This is a genomic window from Flavobacterium ginsenosidimutans (genome assembly GCF_003254625.1).
Lineage (GTDB): Bacteria > Bacteroidota > Bacteroidia > Flavobacteriales > Flavobacteriaceae > Flavobacterium > Flavobacterium ginsenosidimutans.
Genome location: NZ_QJRJ01000055.1, coordinates 1 through 12300 on the forward strand (window position 1 = coordinate 1; position 12300 = coordinate 12300).

The following is a 12300-nucleotide window of genomic DNA, read 5'->3' on the forward strand; positions in this document are numbered from 1 at the left end:
GTACCATCTGAATAAGTTAAATCCCAAGGGCCAGTTCCTGTCAATGCTACCGAAACTGTTGCACTAGAACCACTGCATATAGTAGTAGATCCACTTACAATTGCTGTTGGTCTAGAGTTTATTGTTATCGCAGCACTTCCAGTCATATCAGCAGCTATTGCTGTACAGCTTGCATTTTTTAAAGCTGTAACTGTATACGTTTTATTACTTGTTGGACTTACATTGAAAGTATATGGACTTGATGTAATTCCTGTAATATTTGTTGAAGTAGTACCATCTGAATAAGTTAAATCCCAAGGGCCAGTCCCTGTCAATGCTACCGAAACTGTTGCACTAGAACCACTGCATATAGTAGTAGATCCACTTGCAATTGCTGTTGGTCTAGCGTTTACTGTTATTACAGCACTTCCTGTCATATCAGCAGCTATCGCTGTACAGCTTGCATTTTTTAAAGCTGTAACTGTATACGTTTTATTACTTGTCGGACTTACGTTGAAAGTATATGGACTTGATGAAATTCCTGTAATATTTGTAGAAGTAGTACCATCTGAATAAGTTAGATCCCAAGGGCCAGTTCCTGTTAATGCAACCGAAACAGTTCTAGATGATCCATTACAAACAGAACCTGTTCCACTTATAACTGATGTTGGTCTAGCGTTTACTGTTATCACAGCACTTCCTGTCATATCTCCAGCAACTGCTGTACATTTTGCATCGCTTAAAGCAGTAATTGTATAAGTTGTATTACTTGTTGGATTAACATTAAATGTATACGGATTTACAGTAATGTTATTAATATTTGTTGAAGCTGTACCATCAAAACGCGTTAAGTTCCATGGGCCAGTTCCTGTTAATGCAACTGAAACTGTGGCACTAGAACCGTTACATATTGTTGTCGAACCGCTAACCACTGATGTTGGTCGAGGATTAACAACTACAGTTATGGTAGTACCAAAACTGGTACAACTTGAACTACTAACACTAAATGAAGCCGTATATGTTCCTGCAGCAACATTCGCAGGTACATTAATAGCATTTGAAATTGTACCAGCTCCGCCTGCAGCAGTAAAGCCTGGACTAGGCACAACATTCGTTTTATTTAAAAATCCAGCAGAAATCGCTGCAGCATCCCAAGCTATACTATAATTTACAGGACTTCCAGTAGTTGCTGAATAACTAATTGGCAAATTAGCTATTGCAGAAGGCTGGCATGTAGTAGAGCTAAGTGTAGCTGGTGTAACTGTAACAGAAGTTGTATTATTTATTACGACTGGAGTTCCGCAAGCAGTTTCTCCACATGCATTTTTATATTTAACATAATAAGTAGTATTTGCTGTTGGAGTTACTGTAAATGAACCATTAGCCAATGTTGATCTTCCTACCAATGTACCGTTACAACTTCCTGAAGTCCATTCTGCATATCCTCCTGTATTTGTTCCCATATTACCTCCATTCACAGTTAATGTAATTGGTGTACCCGCACAAATAGTACTAGCAGTTGTTGATGCCGAAGTTGGAGCTGATATTTCTGCTAAAGTATTGGTAACTACAATAACAATAGTCTCATCCGAATAAATTCCAGATGTAACAGTTCTTCTATAAAAAGTTTTTTGATTAACTACTCCTGTAATGGTATAATCCTTTCCATTATTTACACCAGGAGCGGCAGTATATCCAGTAAGTGCACTAGTCGTACTTACTTCCCATAAATAGCTATAAGACCCATTACCTCCTGTTGGTGTAGATCCTGTAATAGTCCCAGGATTTGTTCCTGCACAAATAGGAGTAGAATAAGTTGCAACAACATAATATTTCTTTTCAATTCCATAACAAGGATCTCCAAATGTTGCATTATAAGAACCTGATGAAGGAATTGTTGCAGATGTATTACCCAATAAATCAGTAGTTACAGAACGGCTATTATATGCGTGACATGAACCAATAGTAAAATTTGGTGCTGTTCCATTTGGAAGACCATAACTTGCAAATTTCACATTGATAAAAATACTTCCAATAGGAGCACTTAAAGTTAATAATCCCTCATACTCACCTTTTACACCCGTTACTTGTCCAGTAGTACCATAAGATGCATAATTATTATCAATTGCTGGATATGGTGGTGTACCTGAAACTGTTATTCTACCTGTATTTCCTGTAGAGAAAAAAGTATCATTTGTATTTACAGCAGTTGGGTTTGAAGAAGTACTTCCCCATGTAGAAGTTAAAGGTCCAACACCAGCTAACGTCAATACTCCTGCAGTATGTGAATAAGATCCCAAAGCTGCTTTTGCACCTTTAGAAACAGACCAAAGTCCTGCCACATTCGTTGCCGCAGTAAAAGTTAATGTTCCTGAACCAGAGATTGCTAAATTATAAAAGCTAGTAACATTTGTTGATTGGTTTGTTCCGTTGAAAGTTACTGTTCCTGCTGTTCCAGGAGTAAATGTTCCGTTATTTGTAAAATTCCCGCTTACATTTAATAAAGCACTTGTACTATTAGCCATCGTTAGTGTTGCACCACTATTGATCGTTAAATTTCTAGTCAAAGCTGTTGTTGATGCAGCAATTGTAGGTTGATATGTTGTTCCTGATGGAATAACTACATCTGTTGTTGCCGTTGGTATTGTATTTCCACACCAGTTTGACGCTGTATTCCAATCTGTACTGGTAGCACCAGTCCAATAACCAGCTGTACAACTCGCTGTATTTACATTTAATATCCCAGTTGCACTCGTACCAAAGTAGGTACTATTTTTAAAAGTTGCTGCACTAACTGTACTTCCGTATGAGCCATTATTTTGCCCTGTTCCATTAAGTGTTAACGTTCCTGCAGTATGTCCTGTATTTGTATTTAAGTTGGCCAAAGTTCCAGAAGCAATTGAAAGATTGCCTGAAATTGTAACCGCCGAAGTTGGGAAAGTTTTTGTTCCTCCTCCTGAGAATACAAGATTATAAAAGTTAGTAACATTGAACGATTGACCCGCTCCATTTAATGTTACGGTTCCTGCTCTTTGCATGAATGTTCCGCTATTAGTGAAATCACCCCCTACATTAAGCGCATAGTTACTTGTTGTAACATCTAATGTGCTTCCTGATTGTATGCTTAAATTATTGCTTACTATTGTAGCTACAGCTAAAGATTTTGTATTGGTACCAGATATTGTAAGATTATAATATGAAGTTGCTTTAATAGTCTGATTAGCAGAGCCATTATAATTCACAGTGTTCCCTGAAGCGGTTGCCGTAAGAGTCGGAGCTATCGCTGAAGTCCCTCCATAATTTAGCGTCGCGTTGGTCGAATTTATAAAAGTTCCTCCACCAGCTAATGAAGCCGAAACCGTAAGAGTGCCTAAATTAGTTAAATTTTGGCTTGTTGAAAGATTTGGAATGACCAATATTCCTGTTAGTGATTGAGCATTGTTTGTAAAAGTATGAGAACCTGTACCTGCATTAAATGTTCCATTATTTGTAATTCCTCCTCTAAAATTTATTGCGGAATTACCAGTATTATTCCATACTCCTCCCGAGTTAATAGTCACTAAATCATAATAATTTTTTGTACCAGTAGCACTATTATGTATCAATGTTCCAGAAATAGTTGTTGTACCGTCAACTCTAAAATCATATGCACCAACAATTAATGTTCCTCCTGCTTCAATTATTATATTATTAAGCCTTTCATTCGCTCCAACCGTAATGGTATGTCCGCTTTGAATTATAAAATCATCACCACTAGCAATATTAGCTGTGTTAGTCGGATTTCCATTTCGATTAATCGACCAAGTTCCATTAGTTGCAAATAAACCAGTCGTCACTCTAGAATAATACGTTGTCGCATTAGCAAAAGAAAACACAAAAAACATCATCAGGCAAAATAGCCCTAAACTTGGCGTATATGATCTTTGGGGAAAAGATCTTGAAAAATGGGACAATAAAAACGAGTAAAGTAATTTTCTCATCATATGAAGTAGGTATTTGTATTAAATTTGTTTTTGGGTTGCTTAAAAAGCAGAAAATGGCATTTCTTCATCTCAAAAGAGAAGTACAACTTCTAATTTTAAACCTGAATCAGAATGTTAAAATGTTGACTTTTAGGCCAATCTGAAACTGTTAAAATCACATACAAAAATATTTAAATTAGCCTAACACGCAAGGTTATAATTTATTTCTTTTGTTTATTTCTTAACAAATTTTAGAATTATTTTACAACTAATTGACAATTACTACAATTAAACGTTAAAACGCATGAAAAAACCGACGAATAACACTTTTACTTCCAAAGAAGCGCTACAAAAACTTGAACATTTTTGTGCCTACCAAGAACGATGTCATGAAGAGGTTGTCGCAAAATTATACAGCTTAAAAATGACGCCGGATGAGATTGAAAGTATTGTCGTACAACTGATAGAGGGAAATTTTCTAAATGAAACTCGTTTTGCGTGCAGCTTCGCAAGAGGCAAACACAGAATCAAAAATTGGGGAAAAATTAGAATTACAAACGAACTTAAGGCAAGGAACATTTCCTCGACGAACATCACTTTGGCTTTAAAGGAAATTACGTCAGAAGAGTATTTTGAAACCTTTGAAAACCTTGCTGAAAGATGCTGGAATAATTTATCAGAAAGTGATACTCTAAAAAAGCGTAAAAAGTTCTGTGACTACATGCTACGTAGGGGTTTTGAAAGCAATTTGGTTTATGAAAAAGTGAAAGAATTGGAAGAAAATTAGCTTTCATTCTTATTTTTAAAAAGCTTCTCTACTAACTCTTTTAAAATCAAATATATCGATCTTGAAAATTATAATAAAATCTACTATTTCCTAAAACAACTTTTGGTTATAAATTATTCCCATTTTGCAGAATTTATAGCAAATCTGACGTTTTTTAGTCTAAAATCTCAAAAAACAGTCTAAAAAAACATCTTTTCTTGCGATTATTCTTATAATATTTTTTAACATTTTATAAGAAATATTGACTAATATTAAATTTTTCAATGTAGTTCATCGAGTTTTTTAACAATTCATCGATTATATATAGGTTATCAAAACCCTAACTATTCCCTGCTCGTAGATGTATCTATCTTTGCGACGGCTAAAAAATCTTATGCCAGCATAACAAACTGATAGAAAACATTTAACATGAAGAGAACTCTACTTTTATTTTTTTTATTGCCTTTTTTCGCGTTAGCTCAAAATGTTGATTTAGTAAAGTGGGATCAACCTAGTGGCTTTGCTCCAAACGTCTTAGTTTCGAACATTACTTCAGCTAATATGTCTGGAACCCATTTGACTACGCTTAACTATGCTGGTTTTACTGGAACAAACTGGCCTGTTGGAAATTTTATTAGTTCATCCGAATACATTCAAATTTCTGTTACAGCAAATGCTGGTTACAAAATAGATTTAGCCACTTTAAAATATGCATATAACACTTATGACGGAAGTAGCGGGCCAAGAAAATATCAAGTAAGATATTCTAAAGACAGCTCATTTCCTTCAAACGGAACATTATTGCTAGACGATCAAAGTCCAGTGCTTTCATCAAAAACCAACGTAACATTGTCATTCCCAACAGGAGTTGTTGTTCTACCTGGTGAAACAATGTACATTCGTTTTTATGGGTACGACCGAGGAAATACAGGGTGGAGTGATGCTAGATGGGCATTAATGAGTTCACATACAGACATTAATTCTGGAGGTACATATACAGTGCCAACAATAAATGGGAAAGTAAGCGCCTACGTTCCTACGTTGCAAGCTTATAACGATACTGCTACAACTATTCAAAACAATTTTACTTTTATTAATGTTTTGGCTAATGACATTCAGGCTAACAGCCCGATATCATCAGTAGCAATTGCAACTCAGTCAGCAAACGGAACTGCTGTTGTAAATTCAGATAATACAATAAAGTTTACACCAGCAACTGGTTTTACTGGATCAACTTCTTTTACTTACACGATTGGCGACGGAACAAACACTTCTACAGCCACAGTAAATGTAACGGTTACAGCGCCTGTAATATCTGATTTGGTTAAATGGGAAGGCACGACAACAACTACACCAACCATTTATGCATCTACAGATGCAGTGAGCGCAGAAAATTTAACGGGTGGCTCAGGTATAACTTTACAAGCTTTAAATGATGAAGGGTTTAAGGGAACTTCATGGCCAACTCAATTTAGCATTGACGAAAGCAAATATTTCCAATTAACAGCATCTGCTAAAACAGGCTATAAAGTTAAGCTAGCAAAATTTAATTTTACGTATAATGGCGACAGCAATCTTTACGTTCAGAGATATCAAGTGCGTTATTCTAAAGACAATTTTGCTACAAGTAATTTACTTATTGACGAAGCAACTAGCAGTGGTAAAGTGACTAAATCTTTAGATTTATCTAATATCACATTGTACGCTGGCGAAAAATTGACATTGCGTGTTTATGGCTATAAATTGAAATCTAATACAGATAATGGTTCTCCAATATTTTTAGCAAATACAAATACAAAAAGCACTGGTACTGTTCCTACAATTACGGGAACTGTTTTAAAATATGACACAACTGATTTAAATGCAAATGACGATATTGTTACTACACAAGAAAAAAGAGCTATTTCATTTAATCCATTAACGAATGACACGAATACAGCTGGCGCAACTATAACTTTCACACAGCCTTCGACGGCTGCTGGAACTGTTACTAGAAATAATAACATTTTCACTTTTACACCTGCAACAGCTTTCACAGGAACTACTTCATTTACGTACACTTTAACAAACGGAACTAAAACTGCCACTGCAACTGTTGTAGTATATGTTACTGAACTTAGTCCAAAATTAATTATTTGGAATGGTGCGTTGCAACAGCCTAAAGCTGTAGTTACAGATTCTAATATAATTGGAAATGATCTTACCATAACTGGCACAAACTGGAGTATGGGTATTTATAGCAATTACTTTAATTTAAGTGGATTGCAAAATAATGGCTCAACAGCAATTGATTACAACAGATATGTCCAGATGAGTGTTACGCCTAAAGCGAATTACAAACTGACACTTACACAATTCAAATTCATCTATTTCTCTCCTGCAGGAAACGGGAATGGGAATGGAAACGGGAACGGAAATGGCGCGAACAATGAAGGAGCATCTATGATCCAAGTGCGTTATTCTACAGACCCAACTTTCGCTGACAATGGTACAGTTTTATTAGGCGCAACAGCAACGGTAAAAGGAACCGATACAACAGTAACTCTAAACTTCCCTACTGGAACAACTGTTTCAAGTAGCACTAATCAAACATTTTACATCAGAATCTATCCATATGCAGTATCAAATCTTTATAATGGATATTTCAATATAAAAAATGATTATGGCGGAGAAGTTGGACCAACTCTTAGCGGTGTTGTAGAACCTTCGAACTTAATAACTGCTAATCCAGATACGGCATCTACAAATTCGAACACAGCTATTAATATTCCGATTTTATCAAATGACGAAAATTACACTCCGTTAGCATCAATTACAGCAACACAGCCAACAACTGGAGGAACTGTACAAGTTAATGGAACAACTAATATTACATTTACGCCAACACCTGGTTTTACAGGAACTGCTACATTTGAATATACAATTTCAAATGGTACAAATTACTCAACTACAACTGTAACGGTTAATGTGACTACTCCGCCATGTGCGCCGACTGGAGATCAAGTTGCTTTTGGAGCAAATCTTTGGAATGGATATGTTTATAAAATAGTAGATAATGCCGCTTTACCGCCAAGTATTACTTTCCCTGATTTACCAAGCAGCAGTATTGCCACTTATATTGGAACTGTAACTGAAAGTAAAAACTTTGATAGAAATAATGGAAGTGGCGCTATTTCGGGTGTAACTACAAATTTTGCCTGCGATACTGCTCCTTCAGATAGATTTTTTGTGCGATACAAAATGACTGCAACAATAACCGAAGCAGGTTTATATGGTTTTAACTTAGGAAGTGATGATGGTATTAGACTGTATATCGATGGTGTGCAAGTTTTTGCAAGATGGAATGGACACGGTTATGTAAATGACTATTTCACATCAAATTTAAGTGTTGGTGATCATCAATTTGTGCTTGAATACTATGAAGACGGAGGCGATTCAAGAACTACTTTTTACTTTGGTTTACCAAAAGGTGACCCAACTCAATACGGGGATAAAGTTTGGAATGTATATGGCTATGTTGGTAATGATTTAACTTTGACAAATGTTAGATATGCTGGAAATTATGTTGATCCGCATTTAAACATTTACTCAACTGCTTATTGGACAAGAGATAAATCTCCTTCATCTGCAACAATTTGGGAAGGAGCTCAAGTACCAAATGACAACTTTACAACGGTTTACAAACGTAAAGGTTTTGTTTGCGGACAATATCAAATAGAACATAGCAATCATGATGATGCTGTTGAAATTTATATCGATGATGTTTTGATATTTTCTCAAGACGGATGGAATAACGCTTCATTCTTAGTAAATTCTGGACAGCTTTATGCTTTAAACAGTAATTCAAGAGTAGAAATTCGTTTGAGAGAAGATGGTGGTGATGCTAATCTTGGATTTAACTTTATAAAAACTGATGCTGTTTATAACGGAACAGGAACTATTCCAAGCGGAAGTACTCTGGTAATTAACGGAAATACCACACTAAGTTCAGACATTTCAGTTTGTTCTTGTACTGTTAATGCAGGATATACGCTAACAGTTCCAACTGATGTAACATTGACTGTTGATGAGGATATCATTGTTGGAACAGGCGCAAAACTACTTATACAGAGTGGCGGAGCACTTCTTCAGACTTCTACAAGTAAAACTATGTTTAGTGGAGAAGCAACTGCTTTTGAATATCAAAGAACTATAAATGTAACTCGTTATGATTTGACTTATTGGTCATCACCAGTAGACAATCCAAGTTTTACATTGCATGATTTCTCACCAAACACCCTGTATGACAAATATTACTATTGGGATTCTAAATGGATTACCAATTACAACGGAACCATGGTTATGGGTGTTGGAGAAGGTTATAGTGTAAGAGCACCACAGACTTTTGATATCAATACACCAGCTGATTTTACAGGACAATTCTATGGAACCCCTAATAATGGAGATATTTCTGTTAATCTAGCAGCTGGAAAATCGAGCTTTATTGGAAATCCATACCCATCTGCAATAAATGCTTACGATTTAATTTCGAATAATGATGGTCTAGGAGCATTATACTTCTGGACACACAATACACCACCATCAAAAGCAGAAGGAAGTAATGTGTATACTTACGATAGTGCCGATTTCGCAACCTATAGCAAAATGGGTGGAGTTCAAGCAAATTCGGGAGGTGCTACACCAACAGGATATATTGCAGCTGGCCAAGGATTCTTTGTAAAACCAACGATAAGTTCTGTGTTATTTACAAACGACTTACGTCTTAAAGCAAATAATAAAACATTCTTTAAAACTACTGAAAGCTCTGAAAGAAATCGTTTATGGCTAAATTTAAAAAATAGCGAAAGTGCTTTTAAACAAACTTTAATAGGATATGCAGAAGGCGCAACAAACGGATGGGATATTGATTATGATGCAGCGACTTTAAACAGTAATACTTACGTTGATTTTTATAGTATTAATGAATCTAAAAAATTGACAATTCAAGGACGCGCGCTTCCATTTGACAATACAGAAGTAATTCCGTTAGGATATAAAACAACTATTGCTGGCGAATTTACAATTGCTATTGATCACGCTGATGGATTTTTTGACACACAAGCTGTTTATTTGGAAGACAAAACAACTGGAATCATAACTGATTTGCGTAGTTCAAATTATACTTTCACTACGGCTACAGGAACTTTTACAGATCGTTTTACTCTTAAATACACGAATAAAACTTTAGGCACTGATGATTTTGAAAATCTTGAAAACAGTGTTTTAGTCTCTGTAAAATCAAAAGTTGTAAAAGTAACCTCTTCTGAAAATATAGAAGAAGTACAGATTTATAACATTGGAGGTCAGTTGTTATACAACAAAAGTAAAATCGATTCAAACGAATTGCAGATAAGCAATTTACAATCGAGCAATCAAGTTTTATTAGTAAAAGTTATTTTAGAAAATGGCCATACTGTCACGAAAAAAGTAATTTTCAACTAATGAGATTATAATCATAATCAAAAATCCGACAATTAATCACTGTCGGATTTTTACATATCAAAACAATAATAATTAAAAAAAAGCTTACCAAAAAGAGACCCTTTATCAACTAATCTTAACCAACTTCATGAGCACAAAAAAGCCATCGAATTCTCGTTCTTTATTATTAAAAAAAATTAGTATTCTCGTTTTTCTGATATCTTTAAAAGTAACTAGTCAAAGTAACACGATCACCAGAATTCATACTGACTGGAATAAAAGTGGAACCAATTACTGGACTTCCAATGCAGCAACAGGAGTAGGAAACCGTCCTGATAATGTTAATAATTTACTAGCGTTTGAGTGGAGAGGAAAAACCTTTTCAACTGGTGTAGATGATAGCAAATTAACTGCTAACGCTGTTACTTTTGAAGCACAAAATTTTAGAGCCTTAAAAATTCAAACTTTAGGAGCAACTACAAATACATATTTTCTCCAAGGTTCAATGATAGATGGATCGGCAACTGCAACTGTGCTGACTCCTCCACTAGCAGGAACTGTACCTACTGGAAGCGAAAGAGCGTCAAGACTTACAGATGGCAATAATGGATTAAGCCTTGGAACAGGAATCGCAAATATTCCAAGTGGTTCTTCCGAATTTAAAATTGGAACAAACAATTTAAATTTAGTTGGAATAAATGATAATATTCCAGATATAATTGTTACTCAGGTTGCAGACACGGGAGGATCAGCAGACATTTTTAAATTTGTTGATGCTTCTGGCAATACTGTTGGTAATCAAATATCTGTTAATTTTAGTTCTGTTTCGGTTATTGGAACTTACAGTTTAGATTTATTTAGAGCAACTGATGGTGCAGTGTCTTTTACACCTGCAGCAACAAGAGATATTAGAATGCTGGGAATCGAAACGAGTGCGTTTGGTATTACTTCAGCAAATGCAGCACAAGTTGATCGTTTTGTAGTTGTCTTTTCAGGAAGTTCTGATTGCGCTTTTATTGCTTTCAATACAAGTTCACTTAAAATTGCTGATTTAAGTATGGTAAAAAAAGCTACATTATCATCATGCGGTAAAGCTGGCGATCAAATAACTTACAGTTTCGATATAAAAAATACTGGACAAGTTCCAATTACTAATATCAGTGTTTCAGATCCACTGCCCGGAATTGTATTTTCGAGTAATTTAATTTCTTCTCTAGCAGTTGGTCAAACAGCAACAATAACTGCAACTTACACCATTACTGCAGCAGATGTTGCAGCAGGAAGAATTATTAATTCGGCAACAGTTACTGGAACTGATCCCTCTTTAAATACCGTTACAGATATTTCGGGAGATGATTACAACAATAATAATGCGACTATAACTATTTTACTTGCACCTCCTACTGTAAGTGCTACTCATAATGTAACCTGTCCTAGTGCAGGAAGCGTTGATTTAACTAATCTTCCGGCTTTAGGAACTTGGCAGATAACACAAACTGGAACTGCTTCTGCAACTTATAATGGTAGCGGAACCACGTTTACAGTTCCAAATTTAGCTGTTGGATCTTATGCGTTTAGAGTGAGTGTTGGCGGTTGTAATTCTCCAACTACATCTAGCGTAACAATAAGCAATGAATCTACAACTACTTGGAACGGATCAGCATGGTCAAGTGGTGCTCCAGATTTAACCAAAAGAGCTATTATTGCATCAACAACACCAAATCAACCTTTTACAGCAAGCACTTCTATGTGTGCCTTAACTGTTAATTCTGGTGCTATTGTTACAATTCATACAGGCGTAACTTTAAGAATTACAAATGCTGTAACAACAAACGGACAGCTGATATTTGAAAACAACTCAAGTCTGATCCAGACTACCAATGCAGTCAATACTGGAGAGATTATCTACAAAAGAGAAACATCAGTTCGCCGATATGATCTTACATACTGGTCAACCCCAGTTACGAAATCAAACTTCACCCTGCACGATTTTTCGCCAAACACCCTTTATGACAAATACTACTATTATGATTCTGATCTAAAATGGGTGATCGATTACAACGGGAAAATGGATATGGCAATAGGAAGAGGATTCAGCATAAGAGCCCCTCAGACTTTTGACATCAACAGTCC

The 12300-nt window shown here is 35.6% G+C and carries 4 protein-coding genes; 3 read left to right on the plus strand and 1 reads right to left on the minus strand.

The annotated features are described in order from the left end of the window. On the minus strand, positions 1–3854 hold a 3854-nt coding region (locus DM444_RS00325), incomplete at its 3' end, for a beta strand repeat-containing protein (RefSeq protein ID WP_162614882.1). Positions 3855–4245: 391 nt separating this feature from the next. On the opposite strand from DM444_RS00325, the gene DM444_RS00335 reads away from it, so the two are divergent. The 3 genes from DM444_RS00335 to DM444_RS00345 form a co-directional block, all read left to right on the plus strand. Continuing rightward, entirely contained in the window at positions 4246–4728 is a 483-nt protein-coding gene (locus DM444_RS00335) for a regulatory protein RecX (RefSeq protein ID WP_111282907.1), read from the plus strand. A gap of 408 nt (positions 4729–5136) precedes the next feature. Beyond that, positions 5137–10188 carry an Ig-like domain-containing protein gene (locus DM444_RS00340; protein WP_111282909.1) on the plus strand — a complete coding sequence of 1684 codons (5052 nt, stop codon included), beginning with the start codon at positions 5137–5139 and terminating at the stop codon, positions 10186–10188. Positions 10189–10315: 127 nt separating this feature from the next. After that, positions 10316–12300, plus strand: a 1985-nt coding sequence (locus tag DM444_RS00345; protein ID WP_239455543.1) for a DUF11 domain-containing protein, incomplete at its 3' end; no start/stop codon positions are given.

Bases quoted from the DNA above. Each gene is read 5' to 3' on its own strand.
- DM444_RS00340 (WP_111282909.1), top strand. From the start codon at position 5,137: ATGAAGAGAACTCTACTTTTATTTTTTTTATTGCCTTTTTTCGCGTTA.
- DM444_RS00335 (WP_111282907.1), top strand. From the start codon at position 4,246: ATGAAAAAACCGACGAATAACACTTTTACTTCCAAAGAAGCGCTACAA.